Genomic DNA, 21,114 nt, shown 5'->3' on the forward strand with positions numbered 1-21,114 from the left:
AGTGTATGCTCTACAATTAATTACGGATATCGGCTGCTTTCACCCGTAAAATTTGACCAGCGGACGCTGCTAGTGGCTCGGTATCCGTACCCAGACCAAAGTAGAAATCACCGTTCAACTCTTCCAGTGACTTAGCATACGTGCCTTTTTCAAATTGCAGCAGTTGCGACCAGTTTTTCAAATTACGGGTTTTGTAGACGCGGTTGATATAACTACCGTCACTCTGCTTCGTATACGTTAACACATACAGCACATTGTTGCGCACGATCATATCGGTCGGCAGTGCTTTGGTATCCGGCAACGTAATGCGGCGCGCATCGTCGATGTCTTTGGCGGCGATCAGCGCTTCTGGCATCGTTTGCGCATCGTTATACAGTTCACCAGCAATATACACTAGCTGGTTATTAACGACTACCGTTTTGCTAATGCGATTGTATGGCGTTTTGCCGGGTTCCTGTACGAATTTCATGCCGGGCAGGATATTTTTGCCGTTGATTTTTTGCTGAGTGACTTTCAGGTTTTTGTCAATGGACAGTACATGGGTTTCGTCGCCCCAGATTTGATTGTCTGGCATGATGATGGCGGCGGCGTACAGCTTGCCTTTGAATTGGAAAAACTTGTATGCGCGACTGCCGTAGCCGTCGATTGCTGCCAGTTTGTCCCATGTTTTGCCGTTATCGCTGGAGACCATGACGACAGGCGTCTGTTCAGTACCGACAGCTGCGAACATTTTACCTTGATAATAAGTCAGATCGTAGACGTGCAGCGCATCGGGAATGTTCTGATACTCTGTCCACGATTCACCGTTCAGCTCATAAAAGTTGCCGTATTTCCAGCCCGGAACGATGGAATCGTTACCCGGTATGTAGAGCTTGCCCTTCATAATTTTAAACGTATCAATCTGTTCGTCATCCGTCACTTCGCGTGTCGTTTCTTTACCCGTTTTGGCATCGGTGGAGATGACTTTTTGAGTAACAAATTTGTTAGAGGATGGATCGTAATAAATGACCGGAATCGGACCTGCATTGGGCGAAGGACCGGAGTTACTGCTATTGCCGCTACCTAGATAGATTTTACCGTCAAATACTTGCATATCCCATACGTTACGCGCATATGGTTCGCTTTTAAATGGTTGCCCCAGATTTTCTAGTTTGGACGTGACATCCGACTTGGCTGTTGTTGCTGCTGCGGCTGTCGGTGTGCCGGTATATCCAGATAATGAAGCGCTACCAGCAAGCAGCGCAGCAGATAAACTTATCGTTAATACAGGTTTCATCCAGTTCTTTTGCATATTCATAAACTCATTCCTTCCGTTTGTCGGTGTTATAGCAGACCTGAATTAGTTAATTAAGTATTCCTCCGTTCATCTATTCATATTGACTGTAAAAGGACGCGATAGATCGGCATTTTACTAGTTCACCATCGCCGGTATAGGCGCGGTTTCTACATGCACTATATCATATCTGCTAGTAGGAAGCTAAAATATTCCTACCCTTCCAGCAGAAAAATGACTCGGCGATAGCGTCTAATTTCTGTTTGCTGAATTTTATATATTTATCTACATACACATAAATATATGAAAAAGCCTGCCCTTGAACCCAGGACAGGCTTGCTCTGTCTTGCACTATATGGAAGTAAGCAGAAAGTAAGACGCTCCAACTACTCGCGATGTAGCAATTCTTCCCCGGCAATGCCCGGTTCCGTCATTTGATATGGATCAAGGATGATATTCAGCTCTTCCTCAGTCAATACATTATACAGCAAACACAGTTCGCGTACCGATTTGCCCGTTTGGATCGCTTCGCGGGCAATCCGCGATACGACTTCATAACCAAGATGCGGATTCAGCGCGGTAATGATACCTACACTGCGCTCCACGTACTCGCGGCAACGGTCGACATTCGCCTGAATACCGTCTACACAATGCAAACGGAACACAGTAAAGCCCTGCTTCATGATCTCCAGTGATTGCAGCAGGTTATATACCAGCACTGGCTCCATAACGTTCAGCTCCATTTGACCTGCTTCGGAAGCAAGACAGATCGTATGATCATTCCCAATAACCTGAAATGCAATCTGGTTGACAACTTCGCACATCACAGGATTGACTTTACCCGGCATAATCGATGAACCCGGCTGGCGAGCAGGCAAGCTTAGCTCGTTCAGACCAGCATACGGTCCAGATGCCATAAGACGAATATCATTTGCCACTTTGGACATATTCATCATACAGATCTTCAGTGCGGCGGATACTTCGGTATAGGCATCGGTATTCTGGGTAGCATCAACGAGATGATCTGATGCCGCCAGCGAAAAACCGCTAATATCAGCAAGAATCTCCGCGACCCGCGTAATATAACGACGGTCAGCGTTTAGACCAGTACCGACGGCGGTTGCACCCATATTAATGTGCAACAGATTTTCACGCGTATTTTCCACACGAACGATGTCGCGACCAAGTACACGAGCGTACGACTGGAATTCTTGACCAAGACGAATCGGCACGGCATCTTGTAGATGCGTACGGCCCATTTTGATAACGGTATCGAATTCGTCGGCTTTCACCTGAAATGATTGTTGCAGCTCGCGCATCGCTACGAGCAGCTTCTCGATCATCGACAGGGTAGCAATATGAATGGCAGTTGGAAACGCATCGTTAGTCGACTGCGCCATATTCACATGATTATTCGGGCTGATATTGACATAATCGCCCTTGGAATTGCCCATAATTTCCAATGCACGGTTGGCAATGACTTCGTTGGTATTCATATTAATCGACGTTCCGGCTCCACCTTGAATCGGGTCCACGATAAACTGGTCCATCCAGCGACCTTCCAGAATCTCGTCAGCAGCCTGTACAATCGCTTCCCCTTTTGGTCCGTACAGACGGGACAGTTCCATGTTAGCAAGAGCTGCGCCTTTTTTGACCATTGCCATCGCCCGAATCAGCTCCGGGTGCAGCTTTTGACCGGTGATCGGAAAGTTTTCCACTGCCCGCAGCGTCTGGATGCCATAGTATGCTTCATCAGGAACTTCTTTGGTGCCCAGAAAATCTTTTTCTACTCTCACAACGCATTCCTCCGGCTGTATGGGAGTAGCGAATTTGCAAGCAGTGCGCGTAGGCACGACTGCAAATTTGCTGAATCCCGATTTCGTTTCACAACAACAGTCCTATTATACGACCAGCCTCGCTCCGGTTCCAGTCAAAAGCAAAATTATTCCTATCAGATGACGTCACTTATTACGGCTGTCGCAGCCACATCCCTAGCGACGCAGGCGCTGTATACTCAAATCCGAACTGCGCGTACAACCGATCTGCCGGTACATCGGCGAATAGCGTAGCAATCGCAAGCGGTGGCATATGTTGCTTCAAATACTGTGTAATTTCACCCATGATGGCTTTGCCATATCCTCTGCCCTGATGATCCGGGTGTACCGCAATATCGGTCACCTGAAAGAACAGCCCGCCATCGCCTACCACACGTCCCATACCGATCGCTTTCCCCTGTTCCTCCAGCACTACTGCAAACAGACTGAGTGGTAATCCCTTTTCTGCTCCTTCACGGCTCATCTCGCTCAAGCCCGAAATACTACGCAAATGCAAATACTCATCCATTGAAGGAATACGATGCTGAATGTCCACTGCAATGACCACCTTTTCGGAATAAGATTATGATGTTTTCTATTGCTTGCTCAGTGCTTGAATAGCGCTATTGACGAGATTTTTTTCCTTTTTTGTAACTGCTTTGTCTAGCTCGCCTTCTAGCAATGCCAGTGTATGCCGCAGTTGATCTTGCTCTGGAAAAATAGCCTGTACATCCTCTGCCGTTGACAGCGCGCTAATGACCACCTGACGTTGAACGGTACTGCCGCCAAGCCATTGCCAGATATCCTCAGCCTCCGGTGCAGAGCAGGCAAAAAGGCGATCCCAGCCGTCATACGGATAGCTGACACGTTTGCCCTGCCACATCCACTGCAACACCTCGCGACTATAAAATGGCTTGAGCCAGCTATTGGCGCCATATCCATTCAGACGATTAGATTGCTGAAGCTGCTCCAATGCAGCATATACACGCTGTAACCCTTCCTGCTCAGGCAAACAACAAGCCGTCACATACGCCAGCACTGCCGAATTGATGCGCTGATCTGACGGTGCATTCCACAGCTCACGCACCCAATCCGCCGCCGCAGAACGACAGATGGATGCTGCACACTCCATCAGACTATGGCGCAGATGAACGTCACGCTCCTGCTCAATCCGATTGAGCCATGCCGTCAACACGTCCTGCTCTGAAAATGCTGCAAATGCTTGTTGTAGCGCTGCATCATCGCTATCGTGCATTTCCGCATATCGAATTAAGACGTCCAATTGCGTACGTGCCTGCTCCAGCGTCAAATGCACATAATCGTGCATCCATTGCTGCCAGCGCTGCGCCTGAGGATGATGGATATTCAATCCGCCATGATCGATAAAATGCTCATATTGCCAATGCTCCGCTCCAATGCCATACAACGCCGTAATCCGCTCTAGAAAGGCGGTCAGTGAGCCCGCCAATAGTCGGAATTCACCCGTTTCGTGATCCCAGCTTAATACGGCTGGGCGCTCTACATCACTTAGATCCAGCACCAGACGATCACCATTCCCAGCATGATAAAAGGTCAAGTACCGCCGTTGTTCCGGTGACTCTGCATCTTCTGACCACATTTCCACGAAATCCAGTGCCTCCAGCGACCAACCTACATCGCCAGTCAAGCCAAACGGCACCATCTGTTCAGACGGAACATACCAGATTACCGATACTTCGCTCGCACCAGTCAATAGCAATTCTCTCAATTCTGTCGGTAGTGTTATATCCAGCTGCTGTTCCACCTGTTCCACTTGCTGCAAATCAGCGACTGGTGCGAAGGTTGCCGCCGTATCTACTCCACGCTGCTGCAATTGATCCAGCAAAGTCTGCCATTGTTCACGCCATGTTATAAACGATTGTTGCAATGTCATCATGATCCCTCCATCTTACACATCGACATGAATGATATTGCGTATTACATGCCGTATCTATCCAACATTATTATGTACCAAGCCTTGTCAGTCTATTAATTATACTATGCCCTATCCCGCGACCCAACGTCAAAAAAGCCGCAGTCCAATGACTACGGCTTCCTCTGCTGCCTACCAACAATGATGATCCTACATGATACCGATAATCTTTTACACTTACAGCTTATACTTGCAGTGCGTAGAACGATTCCAGCTGACGAACGACTTCGTCTTGATCATGGTCAATCACCGTTTGATGTTGCGGCATATTGAACAATGCTTGAATCGGCTCTGGGAATTCCTGTTTGATCTGACAGAGCACAATCGCTTCGTCAAATTTGGCAGGATGCGCAGTTGCCAGTGTTACGCACACTTCGTCTTCGCCGTTATGCTGCTCATAAGCGGCAATCCCACAAGCAGTATGCGGATCCAGCAAATAATCATGCTCTGCATGATACTTGCTGATTTCTTCCAGACATTCCTCATTGGAAGCACCATGCGCAGCAAAGTCGCGCTGCACCTGCTCCAGATCGGCACCAGACAGGACGATTTTGCCATCGGTTTGCAGCTGCTGCATGTATGCCGACACTTTGGCTGCATCCTCGTTCAGGAAATAGTACAGATAACGTTCAAAGTTACTCGCCACCTGAATATCCATCGATGGGCTATGCGTACTACGAAAGTCGCCCGGCTTGTACTCGCCTGTTTTTACGAAGCGCTCCAAAATGTTGTTTTCGTTCGTCGCGATGATGAGACGGTTGATCGGCAGTCCCATTTGCTTCGCCAGATAACCGGAGAAAATATTACCAAAGTTACCGGATGGCACACAGATGTTGATCTTACGTCCATTCGCGCCCTCTTGCGCACGGAAGTATGCATAGAAGTAATACACTGTTTGCGCCAAAATGCGTACAAAGTTGATCGAGTTGATGGCCCGCAGATGATGCTGCTTTTTGAATGGCAGGTCGCCGAACAGGTCTTTGATCACTTTTTGACAATCATCAAAGTTACCTTTGACTGACAGATTCAGCACATTGCTATCGTCTACGGTCGTCATTTGCAGCTCTTGCACCTTGCTGACCCGATTGTGCGGATGCAGAATACAGATTTTGATGCCTTCTTTGCCACGTACGCCCTGAATCGCTGCCGCTCCCGTATCACCGGAGGTTGCGCCCAGAATGTGAATTACTTCGCCGTACTTTTGTGACATATAGGAATAGAGTTCACCCATGAATTGCAGCGCTACATCTTTGAACGCAAAGGTAGGGCCATGGAATAGCTCCATAATATACAGGGAATCATCAATGCGACGAACCGGGGCTACTTCTGGATGACGGAAATTCGCATAGCTACGCTCAGCCAATTCACGCAGATCGGCAGCAGGAATCTCATCATTTACATACAGGGCGAATACATTCAGAAACAGATCAACATAGTTCAGCTTGCTCCATTGTTTCAGCGTCTCCGCGGATACAACAGGCACTTGTTCCGGTATCATCAGACCGCCGTCATCGGCAAGCCCCATCAATACGGTATCGATAAATCCTTTTGGCTCCACTTGTCCTCTAGTGCTGATATACTTCATAGTTTTCCCCCAGTTATCTGTAATGTTCATCACTTTCATTCAATATGAAAAATTATTAATTTCTATCATACCCTGTCATGGAGTTGCTTCCAAGCATTAATTTGCTAAAGTTTTATCATTTTCGCATATTTTATCATCATTTGTCGGTTAACTAACTAAATTGAAATGCCGATAATAACCTATGAATAATATTTGAATTCAGAGAGGAAATCGCCAATGTACAAACATCATCATTGGAAAAAAGCAAGTTTTCTTATTCTGTTGGCTGCGATGCTGCTATTAAGCGCATGCTCTTCAGCCACAACCAGCTCTACCGCGCAGGCTGCGAACAGCAGACTGAAAGTAGGTATCGTGTTGTCCGACATCGGGCTGGGCGACCAATCCTTTAGCGATGGCGCATTCAATGGATTGATTCAAGCACGAGACGAAGGCAAAATTAAGTTCGATTACCGCGAAATCTCGGACACAAAAACATACGATGAAGCATTCAAACAGCTAATCGATGGGCACAACGATGTTATCATCGGACTCGGTTATGCGGTGAAGGATAGTTTGGAAACAGCAGCCAAGAGCAATCCGAAGCAGCAGTTTCTGCTGATCGATGAAAAGTCCGATCTCGCGAATGTCGCTTCTATTACTTTTAAAGAGGATGAAGGTAGCTTCCTCGCAGGAGCACTGGCAGCGATGGCAAGCAAAACCGGCGAGCTTGGCTTTATCGGTGGTATGGAAAGCCCACTGCTCCACAAATTCCAGAGCGGATTTGAACAAGGCGCACGAGCGATCAATCCGAATGCGCAGTTTACAATCAATTATACAGGCGACTTCGGTAAACCGGAACTCGGCACTGCCGCTGCCAAAGATATGATCGACAACCATAATACGGATGTGATCTACACGGTAGCTGGTCTGACTGGCGTAGGCGGATTACAGGAAGCGCAGAAGCAAGGCATCTACTCCATCGGTGTAGATAGCGATCAATTCTTCCTCGCCGAAAAATCGGTCATCACATCCATGATCAAAAATATCGATGTTGCCCTGTACAATGCCACTCAAACCTATATCGACAATAACCGTACATTCCCTGAAAAGGATATGGTATTCGGATTGCAGGATGGCGGTGTTGGACTGGCACCGATCCATGTATTTGAATTAACTGATGCACAACAGAAAAAGCTGGATGAATTGAAACAACAGCTCATCTCCGGCGATATCAAAATTCAACTGGATGCATCCTGATTCGACTGATTTCCATTTTCCCAATTACAGGAGGAACCTATGAAATTACAAGGCAAACTGGTACTCAATGCGATCATCTCGTTGGTCGCCTCGCTCGTACTGGTCGGATATATCATTTTCCAACTGCTGAACATCAATTCGCAAAATAGCGACCTTGTTCCGATTATGATGAATGTACAGCAACTGGACAGCGATCTTGTTCAAACCGGGCAAGCACTCAACAACTATTCATTCTCCATTTCCGAAAGTAATAAAGCAATTGTAGAGAAACAGCTGCAAAGTACACAAGCTACCCTAACTGCACTGACATCCGCAGACATCCCGACCGCGGAAGAACAACAATTGCTACAACGGGTTCAGACCAAATTCACTCAACTGACTGATGCCGCTACCAAAGCGATGCAAGCGCAGGACAATGCAGAAGCAAAACGTGAAAGCATCCGTGTAGAAGGTATGCAAAATGACGTGTATGAGCTAAAACTGCTCAGCAAAGCCAACTATGAGAACTATACTTCGGATCTGACATCCAGCATCTCGACGACCGTACAGGTAGCACTGTTTGGTGCCATCATTCTGCTGATTGCAGTTGGTATTTTTAATACCTACACTGCTAGACAGCTTGCTCGCCGTACACAGGTACTCACATCAGCTGCCCAGCGCATTGCTGCTGGTGATCTTACCGTGAAGCTGCCTGTTGCCAAAGGCAAAGATGAACTTGCCGATCTCAATCGTTCCTTCCATCAGATGGTGTCCAATTTGCGCAGTATCGTTGGTTCCATTGGTGAAGCAGGTAACCGTGTAGATGAGCGCGCACGCGATATTGATAGCAGTAATGACCGGATGCAGGATGTCGTTCGTCAAGTCGCGCAATCGGTAGAAGAGCTGGCGATCGGTAGCCAGAAGATCGCTGAAGATCTCGGCGTAACGGTTGAAGTCGTTGACCAGATGCAGAACACCTTCCAGACCAATCTGCAAACGACAGCCGAATCCGCCGCCTATGGCAATGAAGTACTGCAATCGATTCAGCAAGGCAATGAACGGATGCAAGAGCAATTGAAGCTCGTATCTAGCAACCGTGCTGCGATGACTGAATTGCAACAAACCGTTAGCTCCCTAGAGCAAAATGCCGATCAGATTGCCAATATGACAAGACTGGTATCAGATATCGCATCACAAACCAATCTGCTATCCTTAAATGCTTCCATCGAAGCAGCCCGTGCAGGCGAAGCAGGGAAAGGCTTTGCCGTCGTTGCCGGTGAAGTGAAAAAGCTGGCGGATCAATCCGTACAGGCAGCGCGTCAGATCTTCACCGCTGTGGAATCGATCACGTCGGCAGTCGGACATGTGCATACTTCGGTTACTCGCAGCGTCGAATTGTTTGAGCAGCAAGAACAGGCAACTGCTTCTACCAGTGCTTCATTTGCCGAAACTAGCGGTCAGATTCAGCAAATTACCGCTCATATTCACCGTCTGGCAGATGACATGCAAGCATCGCACAAATTAAGCAATCAAGTACAGCAGGCAATCGAGAATATTAGCGCCATCACCGAACAATCCGCAGCAGGCAGCCAAGAGATCACCGCTTCCACTGTCGAACAACGTCACGCCTTCCAGCAATCCAGTGAACAGGTGAAACAATTGCGCCAGATTCGCGAAGAAATGCAGCAAGAATTGGATCGTTTCCAGTTGGACGATACCGCTTCAGCTTCGGAGTTGGATTCAGCCATCGGCGGTAATAACTCAAGCAAAGTGGCTACTCGCAAAACGGCATCAGATACGCTGCATGCAGCCAGCGATGTAGATCAGACCTCTAAGCCAGCTTAATCTCACCACTTTTGGCAAAAGCTCAACCACAAACGCTTGGAAATAATACGCTCTAAACCAAAACCCCGTTTACCAGTCATGTGTGCATGATTGGTAAACGGGGTTTTGATGTACAAAAAATCCAGAATAGGATCGCTGCTCTACCAGCAGTCGGATTCCATTCTGGATCATTTGTAGGTACATAATATTAGTGTTTGATAGCGCGTGTGCCACCGACAGCAGCTTCATTGACAGCGCGTGGCGGGCTTGGAACCGCAGAAGATGCCTGTGAAATATCGCCTTGTGTCTGTGTTGGTACATCGTCCATCGTATGACGATAAGCGAGGAAATAAGCGAGTCCTACAAATACAGAACCGCCCACTACATTGCCCAAAAATACTGGTACAAAGTTCTCCAGATATTGCATCCACGTAATATCTGCTCCGCCAAAGATCGCTGCCGGAATCACAAACATATTGGCTACAACGTGCTGGAATCCGATCGCAACAAACGCCATAATCGGGAACCAAATACCGGCAAATTTGCCGAACGAATCTTTACTGCCATAAGCGAGCCAGACAGCCAGACAAACGAGCCAGTTACAACCGATTGCCGAAATAAATGCTTCGCCGAAGCCTTCACTTACTTTAGCGTGAGCAATCGCTACCGTTTTGGCAAGAAAGTCACCTTCTGTTAATCCAACGACATGTCCAAAAAAGTAAGCAATAGCAATCGCGCCGACAAAGTTAGAGATCAGCACCAGTACCCAATTTTTTACCAATTGTCCAAATCCGATTTTTTTGGAAAATAAAGCGGCTGCCATCGTCATCATATTACCGGTCAACAATTCAGCACCGGCAAGCAACGTTAGCATCAGACCAACCGGGAACACTGCTGCCCCAAAAAAGCCTGCAATGGAACCTAGCTCTTTGGGAGCTGTTCCGATGACACGAATATCTGCGAGAAATCCGAGTGAGATAAAAGCGCCTCCAAGAAATCCCAGAATAAGCACTGTCCATACTGGCATTTTCGACTTTTTCAAGCCAACCTCAGCGGACATTTTCATAATTTCCTGTGGTGTGTAGTAAGACATTGTAAATCCTCCATCCATGTCGTCTTCGTTGTAGTCAAGCGTATGATGTGCAGACATAGACTCGATGTTGTAATTACAGTTCTGGCGCCAGATTGCAATGCAGACAGCGAATCATTACAGCACAAAAAACCTCATGACAAGCCCTCATTATGCTGACATTCTGTTATGAGCCAAACGTACCGAGAGAAAAGGTTCAATTGTCGATTCATTCTCTTACAGTTTTCCTATAAGCGAATCAATCTACGTAGTCAAAATTCCATGCTTAATATCCAAACAATCCCTGAATGAATACCAAACCGGCCTCAGCCGCTTTCTAAGGTTAATTCAGGCTCTATTTTTTGTCAATATTGTGACAGAAAAATAGGAGGCATACGCCTCCTATTTCCTATCCGCCAATATGGGACATTTCTACTTTGCTACCTTTTTCCTTATTAACTGGCTGATTATTCCCACGATCTACTGAATATTGATCATGACGTCCCGTCCAGATTCGGCTTACCTGATCAGCCAGTTGCTCATCTGTCATATCAGAGCGTAGCAGCTGACGCAGATCATGCCCTTTGGTTGCAAACAGACAGGTGTAGAGCTTGCCTTCTGCTGACAATCTAGCACGCGTACAAGAAGAACAAAATGCTTCCGTAACCGAGGAGATGAAGCCTACCTCGCCTTTACCATCTTTGAACCGATAACGAGTAGCCACTTCACCGTCGTAATTCGGTGCCAGCGGTTCTAACGGCCAATGCTGTCCGATGCGATCAAGCAATTCCTGCTTGCTGACCACATGCTGACGATTCCAGCCATTCGTATTTCCAACATCCATATATTCAACCATACGTAAAATATGACCGCGTTCACGGAAATATTCCACCATCGGTACGACAGCATCTTCATTGAATCCTTTTTGCACGACCATATTGACCTTCACCTGCAAACCAGCGTCTGCGGCGGCATCAATACCGTCCAATACCGGCTTAACCCGACTGCGTCCACCATTCATCCGCAGAAACATATCATCTTCCAGACTGTCCAGACTGACCGTAATCCGGTGTAAGCCTGCCGCCTTCAAATCTTTAGCTTTGCGTGCTAACAGACTGCCATTGGTCGTTAACGACAGATCGTCAGCATCTAGTGCAGACAATCGTTCAATAATACTGGGCAAATCTTTGCGCAATAGCGGTTCTCCGCCAGTAATGCGCAGTTTGCGTGTACCAAGCGAGACGAAGATAGCTGCGATTCGTCCAATCTCCTGTTCACTCAATACGCTGTCACTAGGCAGAAATTCATAATCTTTGCCAAAGATTTCTTCCGGCATGCAATACCGGCAACGGAAATTGCAGCGATCGGTAACGGAGATCCGTAAGTCACGCAGTATACGGTTATGCTGATCATAGGTAGTCATCGTCTCTCCTCCAATCTTCGCTTGATGGCGATACTTTATGCTTTTACAACTTTATATAAAAAATAACTATACATAGGCGATAGATAACGGTTTCCCTTTAGAATAGCACAGAGCTTTGATCTCTGTCCGCATATTCCTGTAATCGTTGCGGATGTGTATATACATTGCAGCTACCATTTCGAATAAAACCAACCGTCGTAATGCCCAGATGATCTGCCAGATCCAATGCCAGCTCGGTCGGTGCCGATTTGGACAGAATGATCTCGCAGCCAATTTTGGAAACTTTGGTCAGAATCTCCGAAGAAATACGCCCGCTAAATGCAATGATTTTCCCTTGCAAATTCACCTCGTTGCGCAGGCACCAGCCGTAGATTTTGTCCAGTGCATTGTGGCGACCAATATCGCTGCGCGCCAGCAAAATGCCGTCTGGATCGCATAACGCTGCTGTATGCACACCACCGGTCTGCTGAAACAGATCAGCACTATGCTGCACTTGCTCCATCAGCGCAAAACACTGATCAAATGAGAGCCTGACGTGCACCTCATCCATCCTTTTGGCGGTACGCATATCGTTTACAAATACAAAACCCTGCCGACTTGTTCCGCAGCAGGACGTAATATAACGCTTGGTGAACAGTTGACGATGCTGAGGCTTCCAGCGATCGGTACGCACATGTACATACCCTTCTTCTTCTTGTATCCATAGTTCCTGAATATCGCTATGGCGCCGGATGACACCCTCAGATGTTAAAAAGCCTACAGTCATATCCTCTATATGCTCGGGCGTACAGACAAGCGTAACAAATTCCTCGCCGTTGACCTTGATCGTTACCGGCTGTTCAGAGACAACGATGTCTTGCCGTTCCTCCAGTTGTCCGCGTTCATAGCGGATTACGCTGCGTTGCCGCTGTAATTCCGGCTTCATGCTCATCATCCCTGTTCAATATTTTTTTCAAAGACAAATACCGAAATGGCAAAGTCATCCTCCACTTTAATATCGGTAAACAGATGCTCTAGCTTTGAACCGCACAGTTCTTCCAGTCCATCCGGGATATGCTGTTCGTATAGCCGCTGAACCATCTGCGTGCGTGCACGATGCACCATTTCCTTGCCTTCCTCTGTACTCGCAATAAACTTTTCGGTTGGCGTAAAATTGCCCCACATCTTCGTGATCGCCATATTATCAACAAACGTCGTATGAATGCGTTCTGGTCCTTTGCCAAATGTATCCTTGCGTACTTTGCGTACGATATCGTTAAACGCGGATTCTCTTTTCATGCTTGTTCCCCCTTGATTCTCTGTTACTGATCATACACTTGATCTTCCGAATTTCAAGCCCCCGAATATGCTGAACATATACTCTACAGCGTTCTTTGCTTATTATCGGCTAGTAATGTCATGTTTGAACAACTTGTGTCTTGAATTTCAAAAAAAGAAGCGTATAATGAATTCTGGTCACATTATTGTCAAACCATTCGGATTGATTGGTCAGTATGTCATTGCTGACGGATTACTCCACTTTAAACTTGCTGCTTGTTTTTTGGTACAGGCATCGATTTTAAGGTGGAGTTTTTTTATGTCCTGTTTTGCTACCGATTCTCTATATTTACCCATTCTGCTATAGCACGCGACAACGCTTTGATAGAAAGAGATCTATTCATTGGATCATCAGTATCCGTCGTATATTATCATCTACCAATAAAGGAGTTTCCGCATGAACAATTCGACAATCGTCAAGCTTACGATCAACGGCGAATCCTATGAAGCCCAGCCCGGCATGACCGTGTTGCAGGCGATCAATCTTGCTGACATTCAACATCCCCAAGTATGTTACGTACCCGAAGTTGATCCGATCCAGACCTGCGATACTTGTATCGTGGAGATTGATGGCAAACTCGTTCGTGCCTGTTCCACGCCAGTCACATCCGGCATGAAAGTTCAGACCGATTCACAATCTGCTAAGACTGCCCAGACTGAAGGCATGGATCGGCTGCTGGAAAACCATATGCTATATTGCACCGTTTGCGATAACAACAATGGGAACTGCACGCTGCACAATACCGTCGAAGCGATGGGAATTGAGCATCAGAAATATCCATACAAGCCGAAAGCTCCATCGACTGAAGTTGATATGTCCCACCCTTTTTACCGTTATGATCCGAACCAGTGTATCGCTTGCGGTCAATGTGTAGAGGTATGCCAAAACTTGCAAGTGAACGAAACGCTGTCCATCGACTGGGAAGCCGACCGTCCACGCGTCATTTGGGATGATGGCGTCCAGATTAACGAATCGTCCTGCGTCAGCTGCGGTCAATGTGTAACGATCTGTCCGTGTAACGCCCTGATGGAGAAAACAATGCTTGGTCAAGCCGGTTTCATGTCCGGAATCGGCGAGGAAATGCTCGACCCGATGATTGATCTGATCAAAGAAGTAGAACCGGGCTACAGCGGTATTTTCGCTATTTCCGAAGTGGAAGCAGCTATGCGTGACACCCGTACCCGCAAAACGAAAACCGTCTGCACCTTCTGCGGTGTCGGTTGTTCGTTTGAAGTATGGACAAAAGGACGCGAGATTCTAAAAGTTCAACCTACCCACGATGCACCCGTGAACGCGATCTCTACTTGCGTCAAAGGGAAATTCGGCTGGGACTTCGTAAACAGCGAACAACGTCTGACTACGCCGCTGATCCGTCAGGGCAGCGAATTTGTTGAAGCAACATGGGATGAAGCACTCACTTATGTGGCAGAGCGTATGACCGCTATCCGTCAGGAACATGGTAGTGACAAAATCGGCTTCATCTCTTCCTCCAAAATTACAAACGAGGAAAACTATGTGATTCAGAAGCTGGCACGTCAAGTGTTCGAAACGAACAACGTGGATAACTGCTCCCGCTATTGCCAATCTCCGGCTTCCGATGGTCTGATGTCTACGGTTGGTATCGGTGGTGACGCTGGTTCGATCAAAGACATCGCTGCCGCTGGTCTGGTCATTCTGGTTGGCTGTGCACCTGCCGACGGTCATCCCGTACTGGCAACCCGGATCAAACGTGCCCACAAGCTGCACGGTCAAAAGCTGATCGTTGCCGATCTGCGCAAACATGAGATGGCAGAGCGTGCAGATCTGTTTATCCGTCCGAAGCAAGGTACAGATTTTGTCTGGATCACAGCAATTACGAACTATATGATTCAACAAGGCTGGCATCAGCCGGAATTTATCCAGCAGCATGTTAACCAATATGAAGACTATTTGCAATTGATCGAAACCTATACACTTGCCTATGCCGAAGAAATTACCGGTATCTCACAAGCCGAGCTGATCTCTATCGCCGAAGCAATCCGGGATGCCGACGGCACTGCGATTTGCTGGGGCATGGGTGTAACGCAAAATATCGCCGGTTCGCACACATCCGCAGCGATCTCCAACCTGCTGCTCGCTACTGGTAACTATATGCGTCCAGGTGCTGGCGCTTACCCGCTGCGTGGACACAATAACGTACAAGGTGCCTGCGATATGGGTACACTGCCACCATGGCTGCCGGGCTACCAGCACGTATCGAACGATCTGGCTCGCGCTAAGTTTGAAAAAGCATATGGCGTCTCGATCTCGCCAACACCGGGTAAAGACAATATCGCTATGGTCGATGGTATTGCCCGTGGTGAGATGAAAGCTATGTATTTGGTCGGCGAAGATATGGCGTGGATCGACTCCAACGTCAATCATGTGCACGAAATGCTGTCACAACTGGAATTTTTCGTTGTGCAAGATGTGTTCCTGTCCAAAACGGCACAATTCGCCGATGTGATCCTGCCAGCCGCACCATCGCTGGAAAAAGACGGCACGTTCTCCAATACAGAGCGTCGTGTACAACGTCTGTATCAAGTACTGGAACCGTTGGGCGATTCCAAACCGGACTGGTGGATTACGACCGAACTCGCGAAGAAATTCGGATTTGATTGGGGCTATACGCATCCATCCCAGATTTTCGACGAGATGGCAAGTCTGACACCGTTCTTCTCCCAATGTGACTATGATGTACTGGAAGGCTGGGGCAGCTTCCAATGGGGCGCAGCAGATGGCGCACATACCCCATTGTTGTACACCGACGGCTTCTATTTCCCGGACAAAAAAGCGCGCTTCTCGCTCGTTGATTACGTGCCACCGGTACAATATCCTGCCGAATTCGATCTCACACTGAATAACGGTCGTCTGCTGGAACATTTCCATGAAGGCAATATGACTAACAAATCCCAAGGCATCAATCGCAAGCTGCCGGAAGTATTCGTTGAAGTATCGCCAGAACTGGCAGAAGTACGCGGCATTGAGGATGGTACGCTGGTACGACTGGAATCACCATACGGTGCGATCAAGCTGCGCGCAGTCGTAACCGACCGGGTACGCGGCGAAGAAATCTATGTGCCCATGCACTCTGTCAGCCATGAGACTGCTGTCAATCTGTTGACCGGTTCTGCGGTCGATGTTCGTACCCATACTCCTGCTTACAAGCAAACCAAAGTACGGATGCAGATTCTGAATGTTAAAGGTGTGAATCCATTGCCTGAGATCAACCCCCGCTACAAACAGCGCCACCCACAAAACGGTGTCGAAGTTCAGCGCAAGTGGGATCGTCCAGACTTCGTTCCACTGGTAGATATGTAATGTCGACTTATCCATTATGTATAAAGGAGGGTTCTGCATGGCTGCGCCCATTACAAATATTCGCAAAAAGGTACTAACCGAACAGGAACAGCAGCAACAGGTGATTGATCAGCTGCAAAAACAGCTATCCGAATCCAATGCTGCTTTGGAGCGTTCCTTATCCATCCTGCGCGAATTGGAGAGCAGTGGCATCCTTGGTGCCGCTGAATCCATGATCAAAGCCAAAGCCGAGATTGCCGAGATCGTTCTCGGACAGGTATCGCGCAAAGAGATTACGAATCTGATCAATAACGGCATGGCGGCAGCAGGCGCATTAACCGCGGTTGATCCGGCACAAACATCACAGCTAATGAGCAGTGTACAGGAAGGTCTTAAAGAAGCCGCCAAACCATCGACTGAGAAGGTCGGGCTGCTGTCCATGCTACGTGCTATGAAAGACCCGGATATTCAGCGTGCGCTCGGCTTTGGACTTCGTTTCCTCAAAGGTCTCGGTCATGGTCTAAAAAACGACTCCTCCAAGCACTAAAGTAAAATAGTATACATGCCTCACACGAACTGCTGCATAGCTGCATATATGTTCGATTACAACTAGGTACTGTTGCATTCCATCACGACCCTACACACTTGTATTAAAAAGAATGTATTCCGCTCAACTAGCGATACATGATGCATATCATATTCACTTTGACTATACTCTCAACTATGCCTTGAAGTGAATCATACACGGCAGGAGCTTTATGCTTCTGCCGATTTTTTAATTCTGCTCTATCTTTTCTTGTACTTTGTATTTTGTCTCTCGTTTCCTACCCTTTTCCGAAAAAAAATATATGTAACCGTTACCAATAAATATAGTCATAGTAAAATATATATTTTATACATATTAATTATAGGGTGTTCGATTTTAACAATCATGTGTTATACGTATAGCTAGAATAATTATGAAAATTATTCCATTTGTGTACTCTGTTAATTCATTCTATTATCCACAACGAGGAGGAATAATGATGAACAAAAAGGGAACAGCTTTATTGGTTACTGCTGCATTGACACTTGGCATTAGTACTGGTGCCGTAGCGGCTACCGGATTGCAGCCGATTAAAGCATATTTGAACAGCACCATTGCATTAAAAGTAGGTGGCTCTACCGTACAGGCAAAAGATGCCAGCGGGAAAGTCATGCTGCCGATCACTTACAACGGAACTACATATTTGCCAGTGCGTGCCGTAGGTGACTTGATGGATATTCCGGTAACGTATGATAGTGCCTCTTCATCTGTAAGCATCGGTGGCTCTACAGGCACTTCAACTGGCGGCTCCGGTTCAGGAACAACGCCTGGCGGAAGCGACTCTACTTCATCTGCTAATCAGCAAACACTCAGCGTACTCGGCACCACTGTTCTCGGCACATCCATTCTCCACACCAAAGACCCTGCCGATACCGTATACAATGGCAAAGATTACAAAGATGTATATTTGAATAAAGAACCTCAGTCCTACACCGATTTCCAAATCATGACCAATAATAAATATTCCAAATTACACTTAGAATTGGGAGTGTTGAACGGAAATCAACAAATCGATATTAAAGATTTGGACGGCATATCGCTTAAAAAGGTATCGTTATCTTCTACTCAAGGAATTCAATCCGTTGATGTTGATGTAAGTGGCACGAAAGCGATCTTTGTACAAATTACAGATTACGATAAAGGTTCCGTACTGTTTGTTCCGTTAACTACATCCTATCTCGTTCGCTCTTGATACATGTTGCTTCGTCTCCCCTTCTCTTCTACCTTGCATAATTGTTAGTAAAGAGGCAAAACAATCCGCAATAAAACATAGAAAACGCAAAAAAAGCTGACGTTCAGGGGAGGACGTCAGCTTTTTATGTGAACGGTTATGCTGCATTTGGCAGATGTAGCGTAACCAGGGGTTTTTGGCCGATCTTGAACATACAGGCTTGATGGGATATAAGACGAATATTTGTTACGTTCTTATTTTTGCGGAATAGTCAGTTGAGTTCCAGCAGGCAGCAGGTTGTTGGCAGCAACCAGCTCATCTACAGTGATACCATATTGAGCAGCGATTTCGGCAAGGCTGACACCTTGTGGAACGACAACAGTGATACCGTCTTTGGTAGTTGTTGTAGTGGATTCAGTAGTTGTAGGCGAGTTAGCAGGTTGTTCTTGTGTTGTTGTGCTATCTTCTTGTGTACCGAACAGACGGTTGAATTCAGCAGCTTGTGCTTCTTGGAATGCTTTGTTATCAGCCATACGTTCTTCTTTGTCTTTACGTTTGTCAGCAGCAGATTGATCGTTTGTTGCAGCGTATGCGTGGCTACCTCCAACTGGAACAGCTACGGCTACGGCACCTAGACTTGCGGCTAAAGCAGTGGACATCAGGATTTTGCTAAATTTTGTACTCATGGTAAAATCTCCTCTTCATCATTTATATTTTGTAATTAGCTTTCGATAGGTTATTTATAACCACTTCGTAACTTTATGAATCAAATATACCACTAATTAAAGAAGATTGCAATACTATCTAAAGATATTTTTATTATATTTTGTAAAATCAATTCCTGATATATAGTTAACCAACCTACATATATTCTAAACCTCTTTTTAGAACTTTTCAAAGTTTGTTAGTAACCAATTACTTATCGTTGAAGATGTTGAATCGTTATGGCTATTCCGTCTTTATACGAAGTGCGCGGAATGTCTCCTACATATTGCTCATATTTACGACCACTAAGCAGCAATGGCTTCTCGGTCAAATACAGCATCTCCACAATCTCCTTCATCACAGGTACAAATGTGCCTAGCAGTCTCAACGACCATTTGCCTAGCGGAATCACAGGCTTGTTGCCTTGAGCTGCGGCTTCTCTTGCCAGATCGATCAGTGCCTTGCCATGGATTGGTCCAGCTGATGGAATATGCCAGTTCTGTCCATACGCCTGTTCACGACATGCTAGCTCTACAATCATCTGTGCCGCATCTGGCAAATATACATATTCACGCGCTATATGCGTATTGCCGATAAAGATGGCAGTTTTCCCATTTGCAATAGATTGCAATGTCGAGAACAAATACGTTGCTTGATTCGCAGATGGACCATAATAGTCGGGTAAACGCACAATCATCGCTTGCAGCGATTGCCAGCGGGCATGAAAAATAGATTGCTCCAGCGCTAGCTTGGTGCGACCTTTGACAGTAGGCGGATGTTTGGGATAATTCTCATCAATCGGTTCGTTACCAGAACGAATACTATATGGATAAATGCCATCCACCACAACAACTTTGATGCCCATCTTCTCGGCTGCCTGCAATACCGATAGCGCTAACGGCAGTTGGCGATCATTCATTTCATGATACGGAACAGCAGCACATTGAAATATAACCTCCACTCCCTTTGCTGCCGCTTGCACATCCTCTGTTTGAAAAACATCACCTGTGTAATGCTGTAGCAATGCGGGATGCCCTAGCTCAGTAGACAACTGCTCTAGCTTGGCAGATGAGCGTCCAAAAGCAGTAACAGCAATATTGCGGCGTAACAGCTCTTCTACAATTACTCTCCCTGTTCCACCAGTTGCACCGAGCACAAGCGCGGATGAAATAGGTTGGTAGAGATAGCGCTGTGACTCATACGAGTGATGATCATTCGATTGCTGCTGTTGCTCCTGTATATCTGTTGAACGAGATGGTGACGACATTGGATCATACATGTTCATAGTAATCGCTCCTTCATAGAATAGAATTGGTAAACCTGATTGCCAGATGACGGATTGCATACACTCAGATGATGCATTGTACAAAATAAACAAGGAGATATATTTGTGAGTAATTGATCAATTACAAAAAGTCAAAAAAATATTTCCTTTGTCCATACACTGTTAAACATACTTTTTATAGATGCAGTTCTTCATCCATCCGATACCTATCATTCGACTTACTATCATTCGACCTGAGCAATATCATTCGATAGGCAGATACTATTTTCTCTACATCGCTTGTTCTTATAATGTTTCCAGCTTCTCATTTATAATTGTTTGTTCCATGTTTGTTCCATAATCGTTCGTTTTATATAAATCCAAATCAAAATAGATCGAAATGAAAAATCGCCTTTCCAAAGTTAGCGTCGAACGATATTATGGCAAGCTATATTATCTCACAGTCGATATCCTCTGCATGTAACTGTTCCCTGACAGGATCAATGAAATATAGAAATATGGGGCTATTCATATTCATAAATGTAACCATATAAATGTAACCATCTATAGCTCATTCATCCTGTCAGGATATCTGCAA

16 protein-coding genes are annotated in these 21,114 nt (G+C 46.4%); 5 read left to right on the top strand and 11 right to left on the bottom strand.

Annotated features, from left to right (window positions below):
* Positions 1-16 precede the first annotated feature (16 nt).
* The 5 genes from ACDE64_RS17310 to thrC all read right to left on the bottom strand — a co-directional run bounded on the left by ACDE64_RS17310 (position 17) and on the right by thrC (position 6,623).
* Positions 17-1,297 carry a hypothetical protein gene (locus ACDE64_RS17310; protein ID WP_411347665.1) on the bottom strand — a complete coding sequence of 427 codons (1,281 nt, stop codon included), beginning with the start codon at positions 1,295-1,297 and terminating at the stop codon, positions 17-19.
* Positions 1,298-1,659: 362 nt separating this feature from the next.
* Complete coding sequence (gene aspA, locus ACDE64_RS17315) at positions 1,660-3,069, bottom strand: aspartate ammonia-lyase (RefSeq protein ID WP_411343349.1); 1,410 nt, start codon at positions 3,067-3,069, stop codon at positions 1,660-1,662.
* A 172-nt stretch (positions 3,070-3,241) separates the two neighbouring features.
* A complete protein-coding gene (locus ACDE64_RS17320; protein WP_411343350.1) occupies positions 3,242-3,643 on the bottom strand; it encodes a GNAT family N-acetyltransferase in 402 nt (133 codons plus the stop codon).
* A gap of 39 nt (positions 3,644-3,682) precedes the next feature.
* The gene (locus ACDE64_RS17325) at positions 3,683-5,002 is read right to left on the bottom strand and encodes an SMI1/KNR4 family protein (protein ID WP_411347666.1); all 1,320 of its coding nucleotides are present in this window, start codon (positions 5,000-5,002) and stop codon (positions 3,683-3,685) included.
* A gap of 220 nt (positions 5,003-5,222) precedes the next feature.
* A complete protein-coding gene (thrC, locus tag ACDE64_RS17330) occupies positions 5,223-6,623 on the bottom strand; it encodes a threonine synthase (protein WP_411347667.1) in 1,401 nt (466 codons plus the stop codon).
* 216 nt (positions 6,624-6,839) lie between these two features.
* Here thrC and ACDE64_RS17335 point away from each other — a divergent pair, with 216 nt between their 5' ends.
* The gene (locus ACDE64_RS17335) at positions 6,840-7,859 is read left to right on the top strand and encodes a BMP family lipoprotein (RefSeq protein WP_411343353.1); all 1,020 of its coding nucleotides are present in this window, start codon (positions 6,840-6,842) and stop codon (positions 7,857-7,859) included.
* 39 nt (positions 7,860-7,898) lie between these two features.
* A complete protein-coding gene (locus tag ACDE64_RS17340; RefSeq protein ID WP_411347668.1) occupies positions 7,899-9,683 on the top strand; it encodes a methyl-accepting chemotaxis protein in 1,785 nt (594 codons plus the stop codon).
* Positions 9,684-9,870: 187 nt separating this feature from the next.
* On the opposite strand, the gene ACDE64_RS17345 is transcribed toward ACDE64_RS17340, so the two are convergent.
* The 4 genes from ACDE64_RS17345 to ACDE64_RS17360 form a co-directional block, all read right to left on the bottom strand.
* Positions 9,871-10,755: a formate/nitrite transporter family protein gene (locus ACDE64_RS17345; protein WP_411347669.1), complete on the bottom strand. Its 885-nt coding sequence runs from the start codon at positions 10,753-10,755 to the stop codon at positions 9,871-9,873.
* Positions 10,756-11,140: 385 nt separating this feature from the next.
* Positions 11,141-12,154, bottom strand: coding sequence for a GTP 3',8-cyclase MoaA (gene moaA / locus ACDE64_RS17350; protein ID WP_411343356.1), 1,014 nt, complete (start codon positions 12,152-12,154; stop codon positions 11,141-11,143).
* 97 nt (positions 12,155-12,251) lie between these two features.
* Positions 12,252-13,079, bottom strand: a complete 828-nt coding sequence (gene fdhD / locus ACDE64_RS17355) for a formate dehydrogenase accessory sulfurtransferase FdhD (RefSeq protein WP_411347670.1) — start codon at positions 13,077-13,079, stop codon at positions 12,252-12,254.
* 5 nt (positions 13,080-13,084) lie between these two features.
* Complete coding sequence (locus tag ACDE64_RS17360) at positions 13,085-13,432, bottom strand: DUF2294 domain-containing protein (protein WP_411343358.1); 348 nt, start codon at positions 13,430-13,432, stop codon at positions 13,085-13,087.
* A gap of 436 nt (positions 13,433-13,868) precedes the next feature.
* Between ACDE64_RS17360 and fdhF the strand changes: the two genes are divergently transcribed.
* From fdhF to ACDE64_RS17375, 3 genes are all read left to right on the top strand, one after another.
* Positions 13,869-16,811, top strand: a complete 2,943-nt coding sequence (gene fdhF / locus ACDE64_RS17365; protein ID WP_411347671.1) for a formate dehydrogenase subunit alpha — start codon at positions 13,869-13,871, stop codon at positions 16,809-16,811.
* Positions 16,812-16,848: 37 nt separating this feature from the next.
* Positions 16,849-17,337 (top strand): DUF1641 domain-containing protein, encoded by a 489-nt coding sequence (locus tag ACDE64_RS17370; RefSeq protein ID WP_411347672.1) that lies wholly within the window; start codon positions 16,849-16,851, stop codon positions 17,335-17,337.
* Positions 17,338-17,812: 475 nt separating this feature from the next.
* Positions 17,813-18,568: a hypothetical protein gene (locus ACDE64_RS17375; RefSeq protein WP_411347673.1), complete on the top strand. Its 756-nt coding sequence runs from the start codon at positions 17,813-17,815 to the stop codon at positions 18,566-18,568.
* Between the two features lie 233 nt (positions 18,569-18,801).
* Here ACDE64_RS17375 and ACDE64_RS17380 read toward each other — a convergent pair whose 3' ends face one another.
* The gene (locus tag ACDE64_RS17380) at positions 18,802-19,233 is read right to left on the bottom strand and encodes a LysM peptidoglycan-binding domain-containing protein (RefSeq protein ID WP_411347674.1); all 432 of its coding nucleotides are present in this window, start codon (positions 19,231-19,233) and stop codon (positions 18,802-18,804) included.
* Positions 19,234-19,466: 233 nt separating this feature from the next.
* Complete coding sequence (locus ACDE64_RS17385; RefSeq protein WP_411347675.1) at positions 19,467-20,537, bottom strand: SDR family NAD(P)-dependent oxidoreductase; 1,071 nt, start codon at positions 20,535-20,537, stop codon at positions 19,467-19,469.
* Positions 20,538-21,114: the final 577 nt, after the last annotated feature.

This window comes from Paenibacillus sp. WLX2291 (assembly GCF_046603665.1).
Taxonomy (GTDB): Bacteria; Bacillota; Bacilli; order Paenibacillales; family Paenibacillaceae; genus Saccharibacillus.

Bases quoted from the DNA above. Each gene is read 5' to 3' on its own strand.
- ACDE64_RS17310 (WP_411347665.1), bottom strand. From the start codon at position 1,297: ATGAATATGCAAAAGAACTGGATGAAACCTGTATTAACGATAAGTTTA.
- ACDE64_RS17325 (WP_411347666.1), bottom strand. From the start codon at position 5,002: ATGATGACATTGCAACAATCGTTTATAACATGGCGTGAACAATGGCAG.
- thrC (WP_411347667.1), bottom strand. From the start codon at position 6,623: ATGAAGTATATCAGCACTAGAGGACAAGTGGAGCCAAAAGGATTTATC.
- ACDE64_RS17335 (WP_411343353.1), top strand. From the start codon at position 6,840: ATGTACAAACATCATCATTGGAAAAAAGCAAGTTTTCTTATTCTGTTG.
- ACDE64_RS17340 (WP_411347668.1), top strand. From the start codon at position 7,899: ATGAAATTACAAGGCAAACTGGTACTCAATGCGATCATCTCGTTGGTC.
- ACDE64_RS17345 (WP_411347669.1), bottom strand. From the start codon at position 10,755: ATGTCTTACTACACACCACAGGAAATTATGAAAATGTCCGCTGAGGTT.
- moaA (WP_411343356.1), bottom strand. From the start codon at position 12,154: ATGACTACCTATGATCAGCATAACCGTATACTGCGTGACTTACGGATC.
- fdhD (WP_411347670.1), bottom strand. From the start codon at position 13,079: ATGAAGCCGGAATTACAGCGGCAACGCAGCGTAATCCGCTATGAACGC.
- ACDE64_RS17360 (WP_411343358.1), bottom strand. From the start codon at position 13,432: ATGAAAAGAGAATCCGCGTTTAACGATATCGTACGCAAAGTACGCAAG.
- fdhF (WP_411347671.1), top strand. From the start codon at position 13,869: ATGAACAATTCGACAATCGTCAAGCTTACGATCAACGGCGAATCCTAT.
- ACDE64_RS17370 (WP_411347672.1), top strand. From the start codon at position 16,849: ATGGCTGCGCCCATTACAAATATTCGCAAAAAGGTACTAACCGAACAG.
- ACDE64_RS17375 (WP_411347673.1), top strand. From the start codon at position 17,813: ATGATGAACAAAAAGGGAACAGCTTTATTGGTTACTGCTGCATTGACA.
- ACDE64_RS17380 (WP_411347674.1), bottom strand. From the start codon at position 19,233: ATGAGTACAAAATTTAGCAAAATCCTGATGTCCACTGCTTTAGCCGCA.
- ACDE64_RS17385 (WP_411347675.1), bottom strand. From the start codon at position 20,537: ATGAACATGTATGATCCAATGTCGTCACCATCTCGTTCAACAGATATA.